This window comes from Pseudomonas sp. MWU16-30323 (genome assembly GCF_020515595.1).
GTDB classification, from domain to species: Bacteria; Pseudomonadota; Gammaproteobacteria; order Pseudomonadales; family Pseudomonadaceae; genus Aquipseudomonas; species Aquipseudomonas yamanorum.
Genome location: NZ_JAIWYM010000002.1, coordinates 122,821 through 147,267 on the forward strand (window position 1 = coordinate 122,821; position 24,447 = coordinate 147,267).

Sequence of the window (24,447 nt, forward strand, 5' to 3'; positions counted from 1 at the left end):
CGCCGCAATGGACGCTGTGCGTCCGCTCTTGGGACGCGGTGCGTCCCGGGATGCATTCCCACGCGGAGCGTGGGAACGATCAGGCCTGGACGCTTAAACCATACTCAGCCGCCGCATCCTGCAACCACAGCCACCAGTAATCCGAGAAGCTGCGACGAATCAGCAGCTCCCAGGTGTCTTCAGCGGTATGGCGAATCACCAGTTGCGACTTGGCGAACACCGTGCCCACCGCCTTGCCTACCGGGAAGCTGTCGGGGTGCACGTCGTAGCTGGTGGACTTCATCAGCACATCCCGCACGTTGGGGCCGCTGAGTTCGAGGATCTGCTGGCCGCCGCTGACGTTGACGACCTGGATATGCAAATCACCCAGCGCCTCGCGCAAACTTTTCTCGGCGGCGAATTCTTCACCGCTCGGCACCACCAGCAGCCACTCATCCGGGCCCAGCCATTGCAGGCTGGTTTCACCCTTGACGATGACTTGCAACGCGCCGGGCAATTCGATGCCCAGGGCCTTGTGCACGCCGGCGGCGAAGGCTGCGTCGTGGCCATCGCCACGAAGGGTCAGGTGGCCGAGGAGTTTCTTTTCACGCACGGTCACGCCGGCGTTCTTGCGGCCCTTGCCTACCAGGCTGGCGAGGTCGGCATGGTGCAGCGACGACTCGGCCTTGGCGCCAGAGGTGGGGCGTTGTTGGTAAACATTGGCTGCTGTCATAAAGCACCTGTGTTGAATTTGATCGTTCCCACGCTCTGCGTGGGAATGCCGCCATGGACGCTCTGCGTCCGCTCTTGGGGCGCAGAGCGCCCCGGGATGCATTCCCACGCGGAGCGTGGGAACGATCAGGTGTCAGATGTTCTGGCGATCGCCTTTCGGATCAAAGAACACCGAAGAAACAATCTCCGCCTCGATCACGCTGCCATCCGCCAACGGGGCAAACACCCGCTCGCCGATGCGCTTCAAGCCGCCCTTCACCACGCCCATGGCAAACGAATAGCCAAGGGAGTTGTGGGCATAACTGGAGGTGACGTGGCCGACCATCTTCATCGGGATCGTCTGCTTGGCGTCGAACACCAACTGCGCGCCTTCCGGCAGCCACACGTTCGGGTCAATCGGCTTCAAGCCCACCAGTTGCTTGCGGTCTTCACGCACGCAGTCTTCGCGATTCATCCCGCGCCAGCCGATCCACGAGAACGGTTTGGTGCGGCCTACACACCAGCCCATGTTCAGGTCGTCCGGGGTCATCGAGCCGTCGGTATCCTGGCCAACGATGATGAAACCCTTCTCGGCCCGCAGCACGTGCATGGTCTCGGTGCCGTAAGGCGTCAGGTTGTACTTCTTGCCGGCCTCGACGATTTTCTCGAGCACGCCCATGGCGTAGTCGGCCTGCACGTTGACTTCGTACGACAGCTCACCAGTAAACGAAATCCGGAACACCCGCGCCGGCACGCCGCCTACCAGGCCTTCTTTCCAGGTCATGAACGGGAAACCGTCCTTGTCCAGGTCGATGTCGGTGACTTCGCTCAACAGCTTGCGGCTGTTGGGGCCGGACAAGGTCATGGTTGCCCAGTGGTCGGTGACCGAGGTGAAGTACACCTTGAGGTCTGGCCACTCAGTCTGTTGGTAGATTTCCAGCCACTGGAGTACGCGCGCCGCGCCGCCGGTGGTGGTGGTCATCAGGAAGTGGTTGTCGGCGAGACAGGCGGTGACGCCGTCGTCGAAGACCATGCCGTCTTCCTTGCACATCAGGCCGTAGCGGGCCTTGCCCACGTCGAGCTTGGTCCAGGCGTTGCTGTAGATGCGGTTGAGGAACTCGCGGGCATCCGGGCCCTGAATGTCGATCTTGCCGAGGGTGGACGCATCCAGCAGGCCGACGCTGTCGCGCACCGCCAGGCATTCGCGTTTCACGGCGGCGTGCAGGTCTTCACCGTTGCGCGGGAAGTACCATGGGCGTTTCCACTGGCCGACGTCTTCAAACTCGGCGCCGTTTTTCACGTGCCAGGCTTGCAGCGCGGTGTAGCGCACCGGCTCGAAGATGTGCCCACAGTGGCGGCCCGCTACCGCGCCGAAGGTCACCGGCGTGTAGTTGGGACGGAACATGGTGGTGCCCATCTGCGGGATGGTCACGTTCAGCGAACGGGCCGCGATGGCCAGGCCGTTGACGTTGCCGAGCTTGCCCTGGTCGGTGCCGAAGCCCAGTGCGGTGTAGCGTTTGACGTGCTCCACCGACTCGAAACCTTCGCGGGTGGCGAGTTCGATGGCGGCGGCGGTGACGTCGTTTTGCAGATCGACAAATTGCTTCGGCGCCCGTGCGGTAGCTTTCTCGTGTGGCACCTGGAACAGCGCCAGGGTCGGCTCTTCCAGACGGCTCAAGGCTTTTGGCAGCGTACCTTCCACCGGCGCAAACCCGGCTTCGCTGGCCGCGCGCACGCCACCTTCAAAACCGTCAGCCAGGGAATCGCCGAGGCCATAGACGCCATTGATCCCACCGACGCACACGCGTTTCTGCGGTGCTTCGCCCGGCACAAAACCGAGGATGTCTTCACGCCAGGTCGGCTTGCCGCCCAGGTGCGAGGCCAGGTGAACCACCGGGCTGTAGCCGCCGGAACTGGCGACCAGGTCGCAGTCCAGCCATTCGCCGGGGCTGGTGACTTTGTGGGCTTTCACATCAATGGCCGCAACGCGGGCGCCAGTCACGTGCTTGCTGCCACGGGCTTCGATCACGGCGCTGCCGGTGAGGATGCGAATGCCTTTGGCGCGAGCTTCTTCAACCAGTGCGCCGCGTGGGTTATGACGCGCATCCGCCACAGCGACTACGGAAAGACCGGCGTCAAACCAGTCCAGCGCCACGCGGTAGGCGTGATCGTTGTTGGTCGACAGCACCAGCTTCTTGCCCGGCGCCACGCCGTAGCGGCGCACATAAGTCGAGACCGCACCCGCCAGCATGTTGCCCGGCACGTCGTTGTTGCCGTACACCAGTGGACGCTCGCAAGCACCGGTGGCCAATACGACGCGCTTGGCGCGAACACGGTGGATACGCTGACGCACCTGGCCGATCGGCGCACGGTCACCGAGGTGGTCGGTAAGGCGCTCGTGAATGGTCAGGAAGTTATGGTCGTGGTAACCGTTGACGGTGGCGCGAGGCAGCAGCACCACGTCCGGCAGGGATTTCAGTTCCGCAATAACACTGGCAACCCATTCAGCCGCCGGCTTGCCATCGAGGCTTTCGCGGGAATCCAGCAAGGAGCCGCCGAACTCTTCCTGCTCGTCCGCGATGATCACCCGGGCGCCACTGCGGGCAGCCGCCAAGGCAGCCGCCAGGCCGGCAGGGCCCGCGCCTACAATCAGCACGTCGCAATGACGGTTCATGTAGTCGTAGGTGTCCGGATCGTTCTCGGTCGGCGAGCGGCCTAAACCTGCAGCCTTACGGATGTACTTCTCGTAAGTCATCCAGAACGATTGCGGGTACATGAAGGTTTTGTAGTAGAAACCCGGCGGCATCAGCTTGCCGCCGACCTTACCGAGAATGCCCATCATGTCGTTGTTCACGCTCGGCCAGCCGTTGGTGCTGGTGGCGACCAAACCCTGGTACAGCGCCTGTTGCGTGGCGCGCACGTTGGGGATTTGCGTGGCTTCGGTGGCGCCGATCTGCAGCACCGCGTTCGGCTCTTCGGCACCGGCGGCAAAGATGCCGCGCGGACGGGAATACTTGAAGCTGCGACCGATGATGTCGACGCCGTTGGCCAGCAGTGCAGCGGCCAGGGTGTCGCCTTCAAAGCCTTTGTAGCTCTGGCCATTGAAGGTGAAGCTCAGGGCTTTGTTACGGTCGATGCGGCCACCGTTGGACAGGCGATTGATCTGGCTCATACCTTCTCTCCAGAAGCCTTGGCGGTGAATTGCGGCTTGGTGCCAATCTTGTAGGTTTCAAGAATTTCGTAGGTCACGGTGTCGCGGGTCGCGTTGAAATACTGGCGGCAGCCGGCGGCGTGAATCCACAGTTCGTGATGCAGGCCGCGCGGGTTGTCGCGGAAGAACATGTAGTCGCCCCACTCCTCGTCGGTGCAGGTGTTCGGGTCCAGTGGGCGCGGGATGTGCGCTTGGCCGGACGCGTGGAATTCCTCTTCGGAGCGCAGTTCGCCACAGTGAGGACAGAAGATATGCAACATAGGGAATTTCTCCTGTTAGTGGGCGACGGCCGCAGCGCCGTGTTCGTCGATCAGCGCACCGTTGTGGAAACGGTCGATGGAGAATGGAGCTGCCAATGGGTGCATTTCACCCTTGGCGAGGCTCGCAGCAAACACGTTGCCTGAGCCTGGCGTGGCCTTGAAGCCACCGGTGCCCCAACCGCAGTTGAAGAACATGTTCGGGACCGGCGTTTTGGAGATGATCGGGCACGCGTCCGGTGTGGTGTCGACGATGCCGCCCCACTGACGGTTCATGCGCACGCGGGACAGCACCGGGAACATCTCGACGATGGCCTGGATGGTGTGTTCGATCACCGGGTACGAACCACGCTGGCCATAGCCGTTGTAGCCGTCGATGCCGGCGCCGATCACCAGGTCGCCCTTGTCCGACTGGCTGATGTAGCCGTGCACGGCGTTGGACATGATCACGCTGTCGATGATGGGTTTGATCGGCTCTGACACCAACGCTTGCAGCGGGTGGGATTCGATCGGCAGGCGGAAGCCCGCCAGGGAGGCCATATGGCCGGAGTTACCGGCGGTCACTACGCCGACGCGCTTGGCGCCGATGAAACCCTTGTTGGTTTCCACGCCGATGCACACACCGTTTTCCTTGCGAAAACCGATCACTTCGGTCTGCTGGATCAGGTCCACGCCCAGTGCGTCAGCGGCGCGGGCAAAGCCCCAGGCCACGGCATCGTGACGGGCCACGCCGCCGCGACGTTGCACGGTGGCGCCCATCACCGGGTAGCGGGTGTTTTTCGAGCAGTCGAGGTAAGGGATCTCGTCGGCCACTTGTTTGGCGTTGAGCAGTTCGCCGTCCACTCCGTTGAGGCGGTTGGCACTGACGCGACGCTCGGAATCACGGATGTCCTGCAGGGTGTGGCACAGGTTGTAGACGCCACGCTGGGAGAACATCACGTTGTAGTTCAAATCCTGGGACAGACCTTCCCAGAGTTTCATCGCGTGTTCGTACAGGTGCGCCGACTCGTCCCACAGGTAGTTGGAACGCACGATGGTGGTGTTGCGCGCGGTGTTACCGCCGCCCAGCCAGCCTTTCTCGACCACGGCCACGTTAGTGATGCCGTGCTCTTTGGCCAGGTAGTAAGCCGTCGCCAGACCATGCCCGCCGCCGCCGACGATGACCACGTCGTAGACCTTTTTAGGGGTGGGCGTGCGCCACATTTTCTGCCAGTTTTCGTGGTGGCTGAGTGAGTGCTTGAAGAGGCCGAAGCCCGAGTAGCGTTGCATAGTCATTACTCCAAAACCGCGCTCAGCGATAAACCGGGAAATCAGCGCACAGGGCGGCCACATGCTTGGCGACGTTGGCCTCCACATCGGCGTCGCCGAGGTTGTCGAGGATGTCGCAGATCCAGCCGGCCAGTTCCAGGCATTGGGTCACTTTGAAGCCACGTGTGGTCACCGCCGGCGTGCCGATGCGCAGGCCCGAGGTCACGAAGGGCGACTGCGGGTCGTTAGGCACGGCGTTCTTGTTGACGGTGATGTGGGCGCGACCGAGGGCTGCGTCCGCGTCTTTGCCGGTGAGGCCCTGACGGATCAGGCTGACCAGGAACAAGTGGTTATCAGTGCCGCCGGACACTACATCGTAGCCGCGTTTGATAAACACGCCGGCCATGGCCTGGGCATTGTCGATCACTTGCTGTTGATAGGCCTTGAAACCCGGCTCCTGAGCTTCCTTGAAGCACACCGCCTTACCGGCGATCACGTGCATCAGCGGGCCACCCTGGGCGCCCGGGAATACCGCAGAGTTGAGTTTCTTTTCAATTTCTTCGTTGGACTTCGCCAGGATCAACCCGCCACGTGGACCGCGCAGGGTCTTGTGGGTGGTGGTGGTGACCACATCGGCGTAGGGCAGCGGGTTCGGGTACAGACCGGCGGCCACCAGGCCGGCGACGTGGGCCATGTCGACGAACAGCAGCGCACCGACCTTGTCGGCGATCTGGCGGAAGCGCGGGAAATCCAGGGTCTTGGAGTAGGCGGAGAAACCGGCCACGACCATCTTCGGCTTGTGCTCCACGGCCAGGCGTTCGACTTCGTCGTAGTCGATCAGGCCAGTGGCGGTGTCGATGCCGTATTGCACCGCGTTGTACAGCTTGCCCGAGGACGACACCTTGGCACCGTGGGTCAGGTGGCCGCCGTGGGCCAGGCTCATGCCGAGGATGGTGTCACCGGCGTTCAGCAGCGCCAGGTACACCGCGCTGTTGGCCGACGAACCGGAGTGCGGCTGCACGTTGGCGTAATCGGCGCCGAACAGCTGCTTGGCGCGTTCGATGGCGAGCGCTTCGACCTTGTCTACATGCTCGCAGCCACCGTAGTAGCGCTTGCCTGGATAACCTTCGGCGTACTTGTTGGTGAGGCCGCTGCCCTGGGCTTCCATGACACGCTTGCTGGTGTAGTTCTCTGACGCGATCAGCTCGATATGATCTTCCTGGCGCTGCTCCTCGGCATTCATGGCCGCCAGCAGTGCATCGTCATAACCCTGGATCTGGTCTTGCTTGCTGAACATCGCGTCTCTCCCAGCGGCGGCGGTGCGCCAATCGTATTGTTGGGGCCGCCGCACGACGGAGGGGCCCTTTGATGCGATGGTAGGGCTGGCGCAGAGAGGTCAAATGCCTATGGACGCCACGCAAAGGTGCGTTTACGACATGGCCGGAACAACACAGAACAAATGTGGGAGCGGGCTTGTGTGGGAGCTGGCTTGCCTGCGATAGCATCCCCTCGGTGCAACGGGTACACCGAGGCGTCTGCATCGCAGGCAAGCCAGCTCCCACAAGGGTTAGGCGATGATCGTTCGAAGGAATAGCAGCAGCAAGAAATGCGCAGGATAAAGCGCATACGCCCAGCGCCGCATGGCCGGCGGCGACATTTGCCCGGCCTGTCGCAACAAGACCCATCCGGCCAGCGGCGCAATCAGGCATGTCGCCAATCCCAGCATCGCCACCAGCGTGCCGCTGTCGAGCAGGATCTGCCATTGGTTGGCGGCCAGGCACACCACACCCGGCAGCACGCTGAAATACCACGGCCGGCGAAACACCAGCAGCATCGCCAGCGGCAGCAGTACGCCAAAGAAACCGAACATCAGCTGAGCCGAGAAAAACCCCGCCAAAACCAGCGCGATCAACGCCAATCCTCGATCAATTACTGCCTTCTGCTGCCATCCCCGGGCAACCAGCAAGCCCAGTGCCAGGGTCGGCAGCACGTTGAGCGTATCCGCGTCGTCAATGAACATCCGATACGGCACCTCACTGATCACACTGAACAGCAGCAACCAGCCCAGATAGCGCCACTGCCCCGTCACCGGCGCGTCCTTGACCCGATGCAGATTCGCCGCAATCGCCAGGCAAAACCACGGGAACGCCAGGCGTCCCGGCACATACAGCCCGTCCAGGCTCAAACCGACGTAACGCAGGTGGTCCAGCACCATACTCAGCAGCGCCAGCCACTTGAGCAGGTCCAGGGCGCCATCGCGGACGTGGCTTACAGGAAGGTGTTCAGAACCGTGCATAATTCCCCAATGACTTTGCATTAACAGTGCGTGCGCCCGCCCGACAATCTTGGGTAAAGTGCGCACCAACATCGACCACAGGACTGGGCCATGACCGACAAGAGCCAACAATTCGCCAGCGACAACTATTCCGGCATCTGCCCGGAAGCCTGGGCCGCCATGGAACTCGCCAACCAGGGCCATCAACGCGCCTATGGCGATGATGAATGGACCCACCGCGCCGCCGACGGTTTCCGCAAACTGTTCGAAACCGACTGCGAAGTGTTCTTCGCCTTCAACGGCACCGCGGCCAACTCCCTGGCGCTGTCCTCCTTGTGCCAGAGCTACCATAGCGTGATTTGCTCGGAAACCGCCCACGTCGAAACCGACGAATGCGGCGCGCCGGAGTTTTTCTCCAACGGTTCCAAGCTGCTCACCGCCCGCACCGAAAACGGCAAGCTGACCCCGGAGTCGATCCGCGAGATCGCCCTCAAGCGTCAGGACATCCACTACCCGAAACCCCGCGTCGTGACCCTGACCCAGGCCACCGAAGTCGGCAGCGTCTACACCCCGGAAGAGATCCGCGCCATCAGCGTCACCTGCAAGGAACTGGGGCTGAACCTGCACATGGACGGCGCTCGCTTCTCCAACGCCTGCGCATTCCTCGGCTGCTCGCCGGCCGACCTGACCTGGAAAGCCGGCGTCGACGTGCTGTGCTTTGGCGGCACCAAGAACGGCATGGCCGTGGGTGAGGCGATCCTGTTCTTCAACCACAAGCTGGCCGAAGACTTCGACTACCGCTGCAAACAGGCCGGGCAGCTTGCATCAAAGATGCGCTTCCTCTCCGCCCCGTGGGTGGGCCTGCTGGAAAACGACGCGTGGCTCAAACACGCCCGCCACGCCAACCACTGCGCGCAGTTGCTCAGCAGCCTGGTGGCGGATATTCCGGGTGTGGAGTTGATGTTCCCGGTACAGGCCAACGGCGTGTTCCTGCAACTGTCGGAACCGGCGATTGCTGCGCTGACGGCCAAGGGCTGGCGCTTCTACACCTTCATCGGCAAAGGTGGCGCGCGGTTCATGTGTGCGTGGGATACCGAGGAAGAGCGCGTAAGAGAATTAGCCGCTGATATTCGGGAAGTGATGCAGGGCTGAACATCCTGGGCGCGGCCATACCCGCCGCGCCCTCCGGGGTTATAGCTCTACCGGCTTGAGCACCTCCCACGCGTCCACCGGACCAAGGTTTTCGATAAAGGTACCGCCGCCGAATTTCACGGCCAACTTGTTGACCGCGTTCAATGCGGTGGTCACCGCGCCCTCCGCCCAGCCGCCGGTCCAGGAAACATCATCTCCCGCCAGGATAAACCCGTCCGGGTTACTGTCCCGAATACCGTTCATGAACTGTGAAAACAACCGGCGCTGATACTCGTACTGCCCCGGCAGGTTCATCTTGAACGCGCACAGAAAGAACGGCTCGTTCTCCCAGTTGATCTCGACAAACGGGTCCACCCAGCCAAACTCGGCCGCAAGGTTCAGCTGCGAGTCGGCATACACCGTGTCCAGCAGCGTCGTGCATAGCTCAACGTGGGTCGGCAGTGGTGCCATACGATCACCGAGAAACTTCAGGCTGTCGTCGTTCCAGGTGTAGGAGAGGAACAGGCCACTGCCTTTGTGCGGTCCCTGGCTGGCGGAATAGTCCAGCAGATAGGTGCCCCGGGTCAGACGGTCCGACAAGGTCACACTCATCCTGTAGTGATCGTCGGCGCCACGCTCGGTCCAGAACGGGCGCTGGGTCGCTGCGAACACTTTGGTCGACTGCATGTAATGCGTGCCCATCACCGCTTCCCAAGTGGGTTGCGGCAACAAGCTGTCCATCTGCGTGAACCGGTCCTTGCCGTCCATATAGCGAAACTTGTCGAGAATCCGCACGTGAGGCGTGTAGATCACTGCAGGAAAGTTGTAGCGGGCATCCGCCCCCAGATTGCGGTCATGGATATGCACATCGAAGGTGCCGTCCGCGCGCCGACAGATCTGGCGGACTTCCTGGTTGAACGGCTGCGGGATCACCTGACGGGTGAGCGCTTGCACCGTAATATCGTCGCTCCAGCCGACCACCACGTCGCCCAAATCCCCCGGCGAACGGTTCCACAAGCGCTGGGGCAACTCACTGGAGCCGTCATACATCAACAAATGGTTGGTATCCAGCCCGGTGTAGAGCACCCGCAAGACCTCGAGGAAGCAGTTTGGATAGTCGGTATTCCAACCTCCAGTGCCAAAACCGATCTGGCCAAACAGGTCGATATCCGCACGACTCCAGCCGGCCTTCTCGACCATGGCCTCGAAGAAACTCAGGTTGTCCCAACCGTCGGCAAGGATCGAATTCCACAGCCGCTTGATCTTGGCCTGGTCCAGTGAGCCTTCAGACATGGCCGTCTCCATCTCGCTGAAATGGATGGGGTCAGTCTCAAGGAACACTTCAAAGAACAGGCGCTCGATTTCTGCGTAGTTCGGCGGCAAGTCGCTGCCTTCGTAGTAGGTCTGGAGGTTTTGATAGTCGACCACGGTGCTGGCCGTTGCGGCTGAGCCGGGATTGGGGAAGTCTGCTGAATTGAGGGTCATGCCGACCTTGTCGAAGTAATGCAGCAGCGCCTTGCCCGACTTGGGAAAACGCATGGCGCCCAACTCGCAAATCACACTGTTGGCAGGGTCCTGTGGGTCGCCCATGACCCGCGAATACAAGCGCCCGCCGATCCGGTCCGAAGCCTCGACCAGCACAGGATGCAACCCCATGCGCAGCGCCTCATAGGCAGCCACCAGCCCGGCCGCGCCGGCACCGACGATCAACACCCGGGTCCCATGATGCCGCGTGGCAATCTGGCCCAGCGGCTTGCTGTTGGCGGCAGCCTGGGACAGGTAGCGGCCATAGTGAAAAGGAAAATCCGGAATCAGCGCCGTGACGTCATTGGCCAGCAAGCGCTGAACATTGCGGGTACGCGAGGGGATGGCAGACATGGCGGGCTTCCTTGCAATGAGGGAATGTCCACCCCTGACTACAAGGCTAAAGGTGACAACGACGGGACGTGTGGTCAGCGTAGAAGACCGGGCAACGCCTGGTTATACCGCTTCGAAATAAATCTGATTGAGTTCCATGGCAACTGACGAACAGGCATTACTTAAGGAAAGTCTGAAGTAATTATTTATCTATCCCGATTCAATATGCCCTCCACTTACCAGATGCTCCGGCACTCAAACACTATAAAAACAGACCGTGAACCTATGAACGCGCTTTCCGAAAAAACGGCTCCGCCCGTCACCCCCGGCCTGAAAATCGAAACCCGCTCCATCGATTACGTCCCGCGCAGTGAACGCCACGGCAAGGTCTGGCATCAAGGCCCCTTCTGGTTCACCGGCAACTTTGTGCTCACCACCATGGTCACCGGTTTCACCGGCGCAGCCCTGGGCCTGAGCATGGTGTATTCGATCCTGGCGATTGTGATCGGTGTCTGCCTGGGCACCTTTGCCATGGCCTTCCACGCCAACCAGGGCCCGCGCATGGGCTTGCCGCAAATGATCCAGTCCCGGGCGCAGTTCGGTTTGCGCGGGGCAATCGTGCCGTTTATCGCCGTGATCTTCGTGTACATCGGGTTCAACGTGTTCAACGTGATCCTTGCTACCGACGCCATCAATACCGTACTGCCGGGCAGCCGTGCGCCGTGGTACGCGCTGATGATCATCCTGGCGGTGGTGATTGCGGTGATCGGCCATGACCTGCTGCACACCGTGCAACGCTGGCTGACCTACGTGATGATCAGCGTGTTTGCGGTACTGACCGTGGCAGCCCTCATGAGCCTGACCGCCGATGCAGCGGTGGCCAACGCGCACTTCTCCTGGTCGGCATTCCTGATTCAGCTCTCTGCCGCTGCCGGTTATCAGATCAGCTACGCCGTGTACGTATCCGACTACTCGCGCTACCTGCCGCACAAAACGTCATCGCGCAGTGTGATTTTCTGGACCTACCTGGGCGCCGCCGGCTCGGCGTTGTGGCTGATGTCCCTGGGTGCATTCCTGGCTTCCGCCCTGCCCTCGCCCGACGCCATCGGCAGCGTGCGCGCCGTGGGCAACCAAGTGATTCCGGGGTTCGGCACCTTCACCGTGCTGATCGCCGTGCCCGCGCTGATCGGCATCATGGCGGTCAACTGCTATGGCGCGATGCTGACCGGTATCAGTGCGATTGACGGTTTTGTGAAGCTCCAGCCGCGCCTCAAGAGCCGGGTGATGGGTATCAGCCTGGTGGCGGCGGTGATTTTCATGATCACCCTGAGCATTCCCGAGAGCTACCTGGCCAGTTTCAACACCTTTGTGTTGCTGATGCTGTACTTCCTGGTGCCGTGGACAGCGGTGAACCTTGCGGATTTCTACCTGGTGCGCAAAGGCAAATACGCCATCAGCGACATCTTCAACCCGGCCGGTATCTATGGCCAATGGGGCAGCGCAGGCCTGGTTGCCTACTGCCTGGGGCTGGTGTCGATGGTGCCGTTCATGTCGCTGAGTTTCTATGAAGGTCCTGCCGCCGCAGCACTGGGTGGCGCGGATGTGGCATTCGTCATCGGGCTGGTGGTTTCGGCAGTGATCTATTGTGTGATGAGCCGCAACCTCGACCGCGAGGCAGAACGTCGTGCTATTGCCGCCAGCGAGGCGGTGCTGGAAGGAGTTCAGCCATGAATCCTGTACGTGTGATGTGTCATCAACTATCACCACGGATCGCCGATGTACCTTACAACCGCGCGCTCTGCGCCGACGCGATTCGTGGCGCAGCGGCACTGGGCGCACAGGTGGTAGTCCTGCCGGAGCTGATACAAAGCGGCTACGTGTTCAATGACCGAGAAGAAGCCCATGGGGTGTCGGAGACACTGGACGGGCCGACGCTTAGCCAGTGGAAAACCCTGGCCGCCGAGCTGAACATCATCATCGTTGCCGGCTTTTGCGAGCGGCTGTCCGCCGGGCGCGTGGCCAACAGCGCGGCGCTGGTAGAACCCGACGGTGGCCTGACGGTGTATCGCAAGGCGCACCTGTGGAATCGCGAAAAGCTGATATTCACCCCCGGCAGCGCACCGCCGCCCCTGGTGGAAACCGTCGTGGGCCGGATTGCCGTAATGATTTGTTATGACCTGGAACTGCCCGAATGGGTGCGTCTGGCGGCACTCGCTGGCGCCGACCTGCTGTGCGCCCCGGTGAACTGGCCCGACGGCCCACGCCCCGGCGGTGAACGGCCGGGAGAAGTCGTGCGGGTACAAGCCAACGCGGCGGTCAATCGCATGTTCATCGCCGCCTGCGACCGCTACGGCGAAGAACGCGGCGTCAACTGGGTGGGTGGCTCAGTGATTGTCAGTGCCGACGGTTACCCATTGGCAGGCGGTACCGTCCACCAGAAAGAACTGCGGTTAATGGTTGACCTGCCACTGGCTGAGGCCCGGGACAAATCCATCAGCGACTACAACCATGTGCATCAGGACCGTCGACCGGGGCTGTACTGAGCCCGATAACGGATACTGGCGGAGTGCCGAGACTGTTTTTTGATATTTCTGACAGTAATCAACCTGAATTTCTTTGACTAGCCTCTTGGAACCCGGAAAGAAAACACCTCCTTCCGGGACTAACCACCAGCCGAACAATCGGCCGGAAACGGAAATCCAGCAGAGGGCAATACCATGGAAGCACAACGCTACGGCAACAACCTGCAAGGCGAAGGCACTATCAGCACCACCGTCATCGACTGGGACGAGTTTAGAAAAACCGCGAAAATCGGTGACACCATCAGCGAGCCGACGAGGACATTGCGGATCACTGACAAAGTCTATGAACTGACAGCATCAGGCCAGCACTTCGTCGTACACATCTACGCCCAATAACCTCTAACTGATCGTTCCCACGCTCTGCGTGGGAACGCCTCCCGGACGCTCCGCGTCCAGGCCACACCACGATTCAAGGATGAATTGATGGGCAGAAGCCGCTACACCATTACCGAACCTGAAAAGCCACACTTCCTGACTTGCACCGTCATGGAATGGCTACCGCTATTTACCCGCGACTACCTCGTCGGCCACTTATTGAGTTGCTGGCGATATCAACAAACCCACGAACATTTCAATCTCTACGGCTACGTCGTTCTCGAAAACCATCTGCACTTTGTCGCTCAGGCACCGGACCTGGGTAAATGTGTCAGCCAGTTCAAATCCTTCACCGCCCGAACCATCATTGACGACCTGCAGAAACGAGGAGCGGAGCGAGTGTTGCAGCGTTTACGTTTCAGCAAACGGGCGCATAAAACGGACCGGGTTTATCAGCTATGGCAAGAGGGGTCACACGCCGAGTTGGTGTACAGCGAAGCGGTGATGCGCCAAAAGCTTGATTACATTCACCACAACCCTGTGAAACGGGGTTATGTGGACGTGGCCGAACACTGGCGGTATTCCAGCGCTCGCAACTATGCGGGACAGAATGGCCTGATTGAAATTCAGCGCTGGGCCTGATCGTTCCCACGCTCTGCGTGGGAATGCAGCCCGTGACGCTCCGCGTCACACAGCGGGACGCGGAGCGTCCAAAGAGGCATTCCCACGCGGAGCGTGGGAACGATCGGTCCCTGTGAAACGGGGTTACGTGGACTTGGCCGAACACTGGCGGTATTCCAGCGCTCGCAACTATGCAGGACAGGATGGCCTGATTGAGATACAGCGCCGGGCCTCATCGTTCCCACGCTCTGCGTGGGAATGCAGCCCGTGACGCTCCGCGTCACACAGCGGGACGCGGAGCGTCCAAGGAGGCATTCCCACGCGGAGCGTGGGAACGATCGGTCCCTGTGAAGCGGGGTTAAGTGGACGTGGCCGAGCACTGGCGGTATTCCAGCGCTCGCAACTATGCGGGACAGAATGGCCTGATTGAAATTCAGCGCCGGGCCTGATCATTCCCACGCTCTGCGTGGGAATGCAGCCCGTGACGCTCAGCGTCACACAGCGGGACGCGGAGCGTCCAAGGAGGCATTCCCACGCGGAGCGTGGGAACGATCATTAGAACTCGATGCGCACATCGCCCTTCGGCACGCTGCAGCACGACAGGATGTAACCCTCGGCTTCGTCTTCCTCGGTGATCCCGCCGTTGTGGTCCATCTCGACCTCCCCGCCCAGTTTCATCACCTTGCACGTCCCGCAAATCCCCATGCCGCAGGCTTTCGGAATCAGCAGGCCAAGCTTGGCCGCCGCTGCGTGTACGGTCTCGCCCGGTGCCACACGGATGCTTTTGCCGGAGGCAATGAATTCCACCTGGTGCAGGTCGGCCAGGTCGATTTCCGGTGCGTCCGCTGCCTGCTCGGCTTGTTCGACTGCATCCGCGCGAGCTTCCGGCGGTGTCGCGCCAAAAGATTCTTCGTGGTAGCGGCTCATCTCGAAGCCGGCAGCTTCCAGCAGGCGCTTTACCGCGTTCATGTAGGGCGTCGGGCCGCAGCAGAAGACTTCCCGCTCCATGAAATCCGGCACCATCAGTTCCAGCATCTTGTGGTTCAGGTAGCCGCGATAACCGGCCCAGGGTTCCCCCAATCCGTGTTTCTCGCAGATCAGGTGCAGGCTGAAGTTATCAATCCGCGACGCCATGTGCTCCAGCTCGCGGTGGTAAATGATGTCTTTCGGCGAGCGGGCGCTGTGGATAAACGTCATGTCGACGTTGGCGTTGGTGTCGTAGAACCAGCGCGCCATGGACATCACTGGGGTAATACCGACACCACCACTGAGGTACAGCACTTTCGGGCTCGGGAAGTCGATGGCATTGAACAACCCCACCGGCCCGTGCACCGCCAACTCCTGGCCTTCATGCAGCGTGTCGTGCAGCCAGTTGGACACCTTGCCGCCCGGCACGCGCTTGATGGTCACCGAGAAGCTGTAAGGCACCGACGGCGAGCTGGAGATAGTGTACGAACGCATGATCGGCTGGCCGTCGATTTCCAGCTCCAGGGTGACGAACTGCCCGGGCTTGAAAAAGAACAGGATCGGCTGGTCGGCCATAAAGCAGAAGGTGCGCACGTCCCAGGTTTCCTGGATGACTTTGACGCAACGGACGATGTGCCGACCATTGGCCCAGGTCTGGGTGGTTACCGGATTCAGGAAGCTGTTGGACATGCTGTTCTCCACCGCCGTAGTTCGGCTTTATGGTGGCGATTCTGCGTAACGCGAGAACCACCCATTTACCTATCTGCGACATTCACATACTTATCGCGACCAGCCCCCATACCACGGGGGTTGCGCGTCGGGAACAGAGTGGGCCATGTCGCTCATGGATAAGGTTCTGGCCTTTGTGGGGCCCACACTCGCTCCCAACAAAGACGCTTTCTTTACGCCTTGCTGCAAAACCTGATCAGCCACTATTCGCCGGCCACACAGAATGGCCATGAGGACACACACGATGGACGTCACCGCAACCTTAAGCTTGGGCGATCCGCTGGAACCCGCACGCAAGGCCACCGCGCAAATGCTGCAAGAGCGCGAGCGCACCTTTTCGCTGCCGCAGCCGTTTTACTCTGATGAGCGGCTGTTCGATATCGACATGCAGGAAATTTTCCAGAAAGAGTGGTTGATCGCCGGCATGACCTGCGAGATCCCTGCCAAAGGCAACTACATCACCCTGCAAGTGGGCAAGAACCCGATCATCGTGATCCGTGGCGCCGACGGCGTGGTGCATGCGTTCCATAACGTGTGCCGCCATCGCGGTTCACGCTTGTGCACCAGCGACAAGGGCAAGGTCGCCAAGCTGGTGTGCCATTACCACCAGTGGACATACGAGCTGGACGGTCGCCTGCTGTTCGCCGGCACCGAAATGGGCGCCGACTTCGACATGAAGCAGTACGGCCTCAAGCCGGTGAATGTGAAGACCGCCGGTGGCTACATCTTTATCAGCCTGTCTTCGACTCCGCCGGCCATCGACGACTTCCTGTCGACCCTGAGCCACTACATGGAACCCTACGACATGGAGAACACCAAGGTGGCGATCCAGACCACCTTGTTTGAAAAAGCCAACTGGAAGCTGGTGCTGGAAAACAACCGCGAGTGCTACCACTGCAACGCGTCGCACCCGGAGCTGCTCAAAACCCTGCTGGAATGGGACGACGTCACCGACCCACGGGCCGACCAGGCCTTCAAGGACCACGTAGCCGCCTCCGCCGCTGCCTGGGAAGCCGAGAAAATCCCTTACGCCCACGCCAGCTTCGGCCTGCGTAACCGCATCGTGCGCATGCCACTGCTCAAGGGCACCGTGTCGATGACCCTCGACGGCAAGCAAGGCTGCAACAAACTGATGGGCCGCATCAAGAATCCGGACCTGGGCTCGATGCGCATCCTGCACCTGCCACACTCGTGGAACCACTGCATGGGCGACCACATCATCGTGTTCACCGTGTGGCCGATCAGTGCCCAGGAAACGATGGTCACCACCAAGTGGATCGTGCACAAGGACGCCGTGGAAGGTGTGGACTACGACGTGGAGCGCATGCGCAAAGTGTGGGACGCCACCAACGACCAGGACCGTCGCCTGGCCGAAGAGAACCAGCGTGGGATCAACTCCACCGCTTACCAGCCAGGCCCGTATTCCAAGACTTACGAGTTTGGCGTGGTGAACTTTGTGGATTGGTACAGCGAGCGGATGCTGAGCAACCTGGGGGCGGCGCCGGCGCCGTATCTGAAAGGCGTCGCCGTACACGAGTAACCGGCTGACACGCCGCCGATCAAAATGTGGGAGCCGGGCTTGCCCGCGATAGCGATTTAACATTCAACCCCTCTGTTGGCTGTTACTCCGTCATCGCGGGCAAGCCCCGGCTCCCACACTGGCTTGTGGCTGCACAAAATTCATCCAACACCCTGGCAGACCGCTGCCTGCCTTACTTCCAGCCATTGCCCAACAACTTATCCACAAAGCCACCCACAGCAATTGTGGGCAACTGCGCTTTCCCGTCGAAATAAAACCAAGAAAATCCGTGACTTATTCAAAGGTACCGGTTTTATCGCGCATTGATCGTTTTTTAATCAAAATCCTGTAAGCCACGTTCTGCATGGTCTACAGAGGAACGCAAACACCTTATCCACAGAAGCGCCAACAGACTTTGGGGGCAACTTTGGACCCTCTGTGGAAAACCGGCTGAAACTGAGGAGAGTCGCGGGTTTGAGCGCGGAATCAAGCTGAAATGGTGATATTGATCATATTTTAACCAGCAACCTGTAAGCCACGTTTTATATGGCCCACAGCGGATAGCGAACATCTTATCCACAGAAGCACCAACAGACTTTGGGGGCAAGTCTGTGCCGGGCATTTTCATTATCCACAGAAAAACCTAAGGAAAAACCGTCAGTTAGGTTGGTTGTTTTTCGTACAGCGAGCTGGAGGGCTTGATTTGCGTGGGGTGTGGACAGCCGCGAACAGGTTATCCACAGGCGGGTTAACAGGGATTGTGGGTAAAGCCACAATCGCGGCAAAACCGTGTGGGAGCGGGCTTGCCCGCGAAAGCGGTGGATCAGTCGGTAAATGAGTCACCTGACACACCGCCTGCGCGAGCAAGCCCGCTCCCACCGTGGATCAGCGCACCACACCTTCTTCTATAAGCAATTTAAGAATGGCTTCAGCGCCTGCTTCCGGGCTGACACCCTTGAGCACCTGCCCACCGCCACCACTGGCCTTGGCCGTCGCGGCTTTCATACGGTCGGCACCGCTCTTGGCCTTGATCACCTTGAGCCGCTTGGGCCGAGGCTTGGCCGGCTGCAATACAGCGCCTGTGAATAACTCATCCTCCAGCACCTCAACGTCGTGGGCGTCCAGCACCCCGCGCTGAGCCGGGCCGTAGGCGCTTTGCCGTGGCTTGGGCGCGGCGTTATCCACCGTGGCCAGAAACGGCAGGCGCACCTTCAGGCGCCGCCGTTGGCCACGAGGCAAGGCTTGCAGCACATGGGCCACGCCGCCTTCGATGGATTCCACCTGGGCCAGGCCGACAATCAGCGGCCAACCCAGTTGCTCGGCCAGCAGGAACGGCAACATCCCCGAACCTTCGCCGGTTTCCGCCTGGCTGCCGGTGAGCACCACCTGGGCGCCCGCGTCCCGCAGATAGTCACTCAGCACCGGCAAGGCATCCGCGCCAGCCGGTTGTTCAAGGACGTGCAACTGCGGCAAGCCCATGCCCAGGTAAGCACGCAGGGTCGGTTCGGCGATGTCGCCGGCGTGGAGCACTTGCAGGTTATCCCCAGCCAGTTGCAGGCCCAGTTCCACAGCGCGCGCATCTTGCTCGGCGCGGCGCGGGCGGCCGGAAGTCGGGTGGGCGCCGATGGACACCAGGCTGATTACATTCGTCGTCATGGCCATTTCCTTAAGCCGCATCGCGCTTGGCGCGGTTGCGGTAGGCCTCGACCGCAACGATCAAGGCTTGCAGAATCGCGGCGCTTTCGCCGATCACCGACAAGTCGGCACGCTTGATCATGTCGCAACCCGGGTCGAGGTTGATCGCCACCACCTTGTCGCAGGCACCAATGCCTTGCAGGTGCTGGATCGCCCCGGAAATCCCCACCGCCACGTAAACCCGCGCGGTGACCCAGGTACCGCTGGCGCCGACCTGGCGATCCCGGGCCATGAAGCCGTCGTCCACCGCCACCCGCGAGGCGCCTTCGGTGGCACCCAGCGCGGCAGCAGTCTGGTGGAACAGTGCCCAGTCCTTGACCCCGTTGCCGCCCGAGAAGATGAATTCGGCTTCGGCCATGGGAATCGCTCCCGGATCGACCGCCACTGCGCCCAAATCCTCGATGCGCGGCAAGCTGCGGGCCAGGCTTGTGGATAACTCCACCGGCAGCGCTTCGTGACGGGTTTCGCTGACGGGCTCGGCGCATTCCACCGCCGCCAGGATCATGCGTGGCAATGGCCGGGCCAGGTCTTGCTGGCCGGCACCCGCACGGCCAATACATTCCTCGCCCTTGATCTGCCAGACCCGCGTGGCCGGACGTTCCTTGAGGCTTGCGGCAAAGCGCCGACCCAATTCCCCGCCACCGCTGCGGCTGTCCGGCAGCAACCAGTGGCGCGGGTTGAATTGGTTATCCACAGCCCGCAGGCCCTGGACTCGTTGCTCCGGTGAATAACCGTCGAACTCATGCCCGTCCAGCACCAGCAACCGATCCACACCGGCGGCGGCGAAGGCGCTTTCCTTGTGTTCACCGAACACCACGGCCAATACCGCACCATCGTCGCCGGCCAGCTGCCGGGCCAGGCCCAGCACGTCGCGGTCGTGGCTGCTCAGGCGACCGCCGACCATGTCCGGCACCACGTTGATATAGAACGCGGGGGCGGCCACCTGATGCAACGGCAATTGCACTTCCACCGCTGCCGTACGCTTGGCCGCGCCGCCCTGCTGGGCGCCGCTGCGGTCAATACGCTTGATGCCGTTGGGGCCGATAAAACCGACACCGTGCACGTTCTTGCGGATGACCCCATTGGGCCCCATCCAGCTGTGTTGCACCGGCTGCATGGCGGCATGCAGCGGGTGCAGGCGGTTACGGGCGATCCATTCGGCCCGTGGGTCGCGGCGGATAATGTCGCTCATATATGCACCTGCGCAGATTCGCGTTTCGGCGCCTTGGCCGGTGCCGCGTCTTCAAGCAACGCGTCAGCTACCAGTTCGGCAATGTCTTTGATCAACGGACGCGGTTCAACCACGCCTTCCAGCATCGCCGTGCACTGTGGACAACCCACGGCCACCAGTTCGGCGCCGGTCTCGCGGATGTCTTCCATGCGCATGTCGGGAATCCGCTGCTTGCCGGGAATGTCGGTGATCGGCGCGCCGCCACCGCCGCCGCAGCAGCGGGAACGGAAACCGGAGCGCTGCATTTCCTTGACCTCGATCCCCAGCGCCCGCAGCACTTGGCGCGGTGCTTCGTACTCGCCGTTATAGCGGCCCAGGTAGCACGGGTCGTGATAGGTCACGCTGTTGCCTTTGTGCTGGCCCAGGTTCAGGGCGCCGGCGTCGATCAGCTCGGCCATGTAGGTGCTGTGGTGCTGCACCCGGTAGTTGCCGTCGAAGGCGCCGTATTCGTTTTTCAGCACATGGAAACTGTGGGGGTCGCAGGTGACGATGCGCTTGAAGCTGTACTTGGCCAGGGTCTGGATATTGCGCGCGGCCAGCAGCTGGAAGGTGGCTTCATCCCCCAGGCGTCGGGCCACGTCACCGCTGTCGCGCTCTTCAAGGCCCAGGACGGCGAAGTCGACCTTGGCGGCTTTCAGGACTTTGACGAACGAACGCAAGGTGCGTTGGTTGCGCATGTCGAACGCGCCGTCGCCGACCCAAAAGAGTACGTCGACGGTTTTCTTGTCGCTGAGCAAGGGCAGGTTCAAATCCGCCGCCCAGTTCATCCGCCCGCCGGGTGCGAAACCGCCCGGGTTGTCGGTGGCGATCAGGTTTTCCAGGACTTCGGCGCCTTTGTTCGGGGTCGCGCCTTTTTCCAGGGTGAGATGGCGGCGCATGTCGACGATGGCGTCCACGTGCTCGATCATCATTGGGCACTCTTCCACGCAAGCCCGGCAGGTGGTGCAGGACCACAGGGTTTCCGCATCCACCAGGCCGTTGACGATTGGCTGGTGCGGGTTGCCGCTGTGCTCGCCGATGGCTTTGCCAGGGTAAGGGCTGCCGGCGAACTTGGCGTCGGTGCCACCGGCCAGGCCGACCACCATGTCCTGAATCAGTTTTTTCGGATTCAGCGGCTGGCCGGCGGCGAACGCCGGGCACGCCGCTTCGCACTTGCCGCACTGCACGCAGGCGTCGAAGCCGAGCAGTTGGTTCCAGGTGAAATCCACCGGTTTTTCCACACCCAGGGGCGCGGTTTTATCGGCGAGATCCAGGGGCTTCAAGCCGGTGGAACGGCCACCGCCGAAACGCTCGGCGCGGCGGTGCCAGGCCAGGTGCAGGGCACCGGCGAAGGCGTGTTTCATCGGGCCGCCCCAGGTCATGCCGAAGAACATTTCGGACACGCCCCACAGCACGCCCAGGCTCAGCAAGGCGGCGAGCAGCCAGCCGCCGAAGTCCGCCGGCAGAATCCCGGCCACCGGCAAGGTCACCAGGAAGAAGCTCACCGAGAACGCCATCAGGCTTTTCGGCAGGCGCATCCACGGGCCTTTCGACAGGCGCGCAGGTGGATGGCGACGACGCAGGTAGACGAACGTGGCGCCGACAAACATCAGCACCGAAGCCAACAGCAAGGCGTAGCCAAGGATGCGGTTATGCAGGCCGAAACCGTGCACCAGAATCGCCAGCAACGCCGAGAGCACAAAGCCCAGGGCGGTGGCGACGTGGGTGTTGGCGATGTATTTGTCGCGGGCGACGACGTGGTGCAGGTCGACCATGTAGCGCTTGGGCATGGCCAGCAGGCCTTTGATCAGGTCGACTTTGGAGGAGCGGCCGCGGCGCCACATGTTCACCCGGCGCAGGGCGCCGAGGACCGCAAGGCCCAAGGCGGCAAAGAGCAGGATGGGAAGAAGGGTGTTCAACATGGTGAAGCTCCCGAAGACCACACAGGTCTACTGTGAAACTGGCCCGAAATGTGGGAGCGGGCTTGCTCGCGAAGGCAGCGTGTCAGTCGATGCATCCAGTGGCTGACACACCGCTTTCGCGAGCAAGCCCGCTCCCACATTTGACCGAGTACACCTCGTCAGAAATCCTTGCACAGGCGCAGGGCGTCATAGATGGCAGCGTGGGTATTACGCTGGGCCACGCAGTCACCGATGCGGAACAGCAAGTACCCCTCGCCCGGCTCGCTCAGGCACGGCTGCGGCTTGATCGCGAACAAGGCTTCGACGTCTATCTGGCCCTTGTTGCGCGAACCTTCCTTGAGCCCGTAGTAGATCTCTTCATCCGGACGCACGCCGTTCTCGACCACCACCTGGTCCACCACGCGCTCTTCCTTGGCCCCGGTGTATTCGTTCTCCAGCACCGCCACCAGCTTGTCGCCTTCGCGGTAGACCTTTTCCAGCATCATGTCGCCGGTCATGATCACTTCCTTCGGGTACATGCTGCGGTAGTACGTCGGGAACGACGTACCGCCGATGGCCACGCCCGGCTTGATGTCGTCGGTGACGATCTCCACCTGGCAACCCTTGTCCGCCAGGAAATCCGCCACCGACATGCCGGTGAACTCGCAAATGGTGTCGTACACCAGCACATTCTTGCCCGGTGCAACCTTGCCGTCGAGCACATCCCAGCTGCTGACCACCAGGCCTTCCGCCGCGCCCCAGTGTTCGTTCTGCTCCAGGAACGGATGACCGCCCACCGCCAGCACCACCACGTCCGGACGCAGGTCCAGGATGGTGGCCGCGTCCGCCGCCACGCCCAGGCGCAGGTCGACGTTCAGGCGTGCCAGTTCCAGCTGGAACCAGCGGGTGATCCCGGCAATCTGGTCGCGCTGCGGCGCCTTGGAAGCGGTCGTGATTTGCCCACCGATAAATTCTTTCTTCTCGAACAGCGTCACGTCGTGGCCGCGCTCAGCAGCAACCCGCGCAGCTTCCATCCCGGCAGGGCCGGCACCTACCACCACGACTTTGCGTTTCGGCCCGGTGGATTTTTCGATGATGTGCGGCACGCCCATGTATTCACGGGAAGTGGCGGCGTTCTGGATGCACAGCACGTCCAGCCCTTGGTACTGGCGGTCGATGCAATAGTTGGCGCCCACGCACTGTTTGATCTGGTCGATCTGGCCCATCTTGATCTTGGCGATCAGGTGCGGGTCGGCGATGTGGGCACGGGTCATGCCGACCATGTCCACGTAGCCGCCTTCGAGGATGCGCGTGGCCTGGTTCGGGTCCTTGATGTTCTGCGCGTGCAGCACCGGGACCTTGACCACTTCCTTGATACCGGCCGCCAGGTGCAGGAACGGCTCCGGTGGATAACTCATGTTGGGGATAACGTTGGCCAGGGTGTTGTGGGTGTCGCAGCCCGAGCCGACGACGCCGATGAAATCGAGCATGCCGGTGTCGTCGTAGTACTTGGCGATCTGCTTCATGTCCTCGTGGGACAGGCCGTCCGGATGGAACTCATCGCCGCACAGGCGCATGCCCACGCAGAAGTCGTCACCGACTTCGGCGCGCACCGCTTTCAACACTTCCAGGCCGAACTTCATGCGGCCTTCGAAGGAGCCACCCCACTCGTCGGTACGTTTGTTGACCCGTGGGCTCCAGAACTGGTCGATCATGTGCTGGTGCACGGCGGACAGTTCCACACCGTCCAGGCCACCCGCCTTGGCACGCTTGGCGGCGCTGGCGTAGTTGCCGATCACACGCCAGATCTCTTCCGGCTCGATGGTCTTGCAGGTGGCACGGTGCACCGGCTCACGCACGCCGGACGGCGACATCAGGGTCGGCCAGTTAAAGCCATCCCAACGCGAGCGACGGCCCATGTGGGTAATCTGGATCATGATCTTGGCGCCATGCTTGTGCATGGCGTCGGCCAGGTTCTGGAAGTGCGGGATGATGCGGTCGGTGGACAGGTTCACCGAACTCCACCATTCCTGGGGGCTGTCGATGGCGACCACCGAGGAACCGCCACAGATCGCCAGGCCAATGCCGCCCTTGGCTTTCTCTTCGTAGTACTTCACATAGCGGTCGGTGGTCATCCCGCCGTCGGTGGCATACACCTCGGCGTGGGCGGTACTGAGCACGCGGTTGCGGATGGTCAGTTTGCCGATCTGGATCGGCGCAAACATTGCTTCGAAAGCCAT

General features: G+C 61.5%; 18 protein-coding genes and 1 pseudogene. 7 read left to right on the top strand and 12 right to left on the bottom strand.

Annotated elements, in window-relative coordinates:
- Nucleotides 1–79: 79 nt before the first annotated feature.
- The 6 genes from soxG to LIY45_RS03520 form a co-directional block, all read right to left on the bottom strand.
- Nucleotides 80–712 (bottom strand): sarcosine oxidase subunit gamma family protein, encoded by a 633-nt coding sequence (gene soxG, locus LIY45_RS03495; RefSeq protein ID WP_226475347.1) that lies wholly within the window; start codon nt 710–712, stop codon nt 80–82.
- Nucleotides 713–844: 132 nt separating this feature from the next.
- The gene (locus tag LIY45_RS03500; protein WP_017476420.1) at nt 845–3,862 is read right to left on the bottom strand and encodes a sarcosine oxidase subunit alpha; all 3,018 of its coding nucleotides are present in this window, start codon (nt 3,860–3,862) and stop codon (nt 845–847) included.
- Entirely contained in the window at nt 3,859–4,161 is a 303-nt protein-coding gene (locus tag LIY45_RS03505) for a sarcosine oxidase subunit delta (protein WP_003209187.1), read from the bottom strand. Before LIY45_RS03505 ends, LIY45_RS03500 begins: the two co-directional genes overlap by 4 nt.
- Nucleotides 4,162–4,176: 15 nt before the next feature.
- On the bottom strand, nt 4,177–5,427 hold the full coding sequence (locus LIY45_RS03510) for a sarcosine oxidase subunit beta (protein ID WP_003209185.1): 1,251 nt from the start codon (nt 5,425–5,427) through the stop codon (nt 4,177–4,179).
- 22 nt (nt 5,428–5,449) lie between these two features.
- Nucleotides 5,450–6,703 carry a serine hydroxymethyltransferase gene (gene glyA / locus LIY45_RS03515; protein ID WP_226475349.1) on the bottom strand — a complete coding sequence of 418 codons (1,254 nt, stop codon included), beginning with the start codon at nt 6,701–6,703 and terminating at the stop codon, nt 5,450–5,452.
- 270 nt (nt 6,704–6,973) lie between these two features.
- Nucleotides 6,974–7,702 carry a TraX family protein gene (locus tag LIY45_RS03520; RefSeq protein WP_226475350.1) on the bottom strand — a complete coding sequence of 243 codons (729 nt, stop codon included), beginning with the start codon at nt 7,700–7,702 and terminating at the stop codon, nt 6,974–6,976.
- 90 nt (nt 7,703–7,792) lie between these two features.
- Between LIY45_RS03520 and LIY45_RS03525 the strand changes: the two genes are divergently transcribed.
- Complete coding sequence (locus LIY45_RS03525; RefSeq protein ID WP_017476423.1) at nt 7,793–8,833, top strand: low specificity L-threonine aldolase; 1,041 nt, start codon at nt 7,793–7,795, stop codon at nt 8,831–8,833.
- 39 nt (nt 8,834–8,872) lie between these two features.
- Here LIY45_RS03525 and LIY45_RS03530 read toward each other — a convergent pair whose 3' ends face one another.
- On the bottom strand, nt 8,873–10,690 hold the full coding sequence (locus tag LIY45_RS03530; protein ID WP_226475351.1) for an FAD-dependent oxidoreductase: 1,818 nt from the start codon (nt 10,688–10,690) through the stop codon (nt 8,873–8,875).
- Between the two features lie 264 nt (nt 10,691–10,954).
- Between LIY45_RS03530 and LIY45_RS03535 the strand changes: the two genes are divergently transcribed.
- The 5 genes and pseudogenes from LIY45_RS03535 to LIY45_RS03555 all read left to right on the top strand — a co-directional run.
- A complete protein-coding gene (locus LIY45_RS03535) occupies nt 10,955–12,400 on the top strand; it encodes a cytosine permease (RefSeq protein WP_226475353.1) in 1,446 nt (481 codons plus the stop codon).
- Nucleotides 12,397–13,212 carry a nitrilase-related carbon-nitrogen hydrolase gene (locus tag LIY45_RS03540; protein ID WP_226475354.1) on the top strand — a complete coding sequence of 272 codons (816 nt, stop codon included), beginning with the start codon at nt 12,397–12,399 and terminating at the stop codon, nt 13,210–13,212. Before LIY45_RS03535 ends, LIY45_RS03540 begins: the two co-directional genes overlap by 4 nt.
- A 174-nt stretch (nt 13,213–13,386) precedes the next feature.
- The gene (locus tag LIY45_RS03545) at nt 13,387–13,587 is read left to right on the top strand and encodes a hypothetical protein (RefSeq protein ID WP_226475356.1); all 201 of its coding nucleotides are present in this window, start codon (nt 13,387–13,389) and stop codon (nt 13,585–13,587) included.
- 87 nt (nt 13,588–13,674) lie between these two features.
- Nucleotides 13,675–14,208: a transposase gene (locus LIY45_RS03550; RefSeq protein WP_226475357.1), complete on the top strand. Its 534-nt coding sequence runs from the start codon at nt 13,675–13,677 to the stop codon at nt 14,206–14,208.
- A gap of 323 nt (nt 14,209–14,531) precedes the next feature.
- Nucleotides 14,532–14,636 (top strand): annotated as a pseudogene (locus tag LIY45_RS03555) (transposase); the annotation flags it as partial.
- Nucleotides 14,637–14,742: 106 nt separating this feature from the next.
- Here LIY45_RS03555 and gbcB read toward each other — a convergent pair.
- On the bottom strand, nt 14,743–15,843 hold the full coding sequence (gene gbcB / locus LIY45_RS03560) for a glycine-betaine demethylase subunit GbcB (RefSeq protein ID WP_226475359.1): 1,101 nt from the start codon (nt 15,841–15,843) through the stop codon (nt 14,743–14,745).
- Nucleotides 15,844–16,126: 283 nt separating this feature from the next.
- Here gbcB and gbcA point away from each other — a divergent pair, with 283 nt between their 5' ends.
- On the top strand, nt 16,127–17,422 hold the full coding sequence (gene gbcA / locus LIY45_RS03565) for a glycine-betaine demethylase subunit GbcA (protein ID WP_226475360.1): 1,296 nt from the start codon (nt 16,127–16,129) through the stop codon (nt 17,420–17,422).
- A gap of 864 nt (nt 17,423–18,286) precedes the next feature.
- Here the strand turns inward: gbcA and LIY45_RS03570 are convergent.
- From LIY45_RS03570 to dgcA, 4 genes are all read right to left on the bottom strand, one after another.
- On the bottom strand, nt 18,287–19,057 hold the full coding sequence (locus LIY45_RS03570; protein ID WP_226475361.1) for an electron transfer flavoprotein subunit beta: 771 nt from the start codon (nt 19,055–19,057) through the stop codon (nt 18,287–18,289).
- Between the two features lie 10 nt (nt 19,058–19,067).
- The gene (locus tag LIY45_RS03575; RefSeq protein WP_226475362.1) at nt 19,068–20,288 is read right to left on the bottom strand and encodes an electron transfer flavoprotein subunit alpha/FixB family protein; all 1,221 of its coding nucleotides are present in this window, start codon (nt 20,286–20,288) and stop codon (nt 19,068–19,070) included.
- Entirely contained in the window at nt 20,285–22,228 is a 1,944-nt protein-coding gene (dgcB, locus tag LIY45_RS03580) for a dimethylglycine demethylation protein DgcB (RefSeq protein WP_226475363.1), read from the bottom strand. Before dgcB ends, LIY45_RS03575 begins: the two co-directional genes overlap by 4 nt.
- A 158-nt stretch (nt 22,229–22,386) precedes the next feature.
- On the bottom strand, nt 22,387–24,447 hold the full coding sequence (gene dgcA, locus LIY45_RS03585) for a dimethylglycine demethylation protein DgcA (protein ID WP_226475364.1): 2,061 nt from the start codon (nt 24,445–24,447) through the stop codon (nt 22,387–22,389).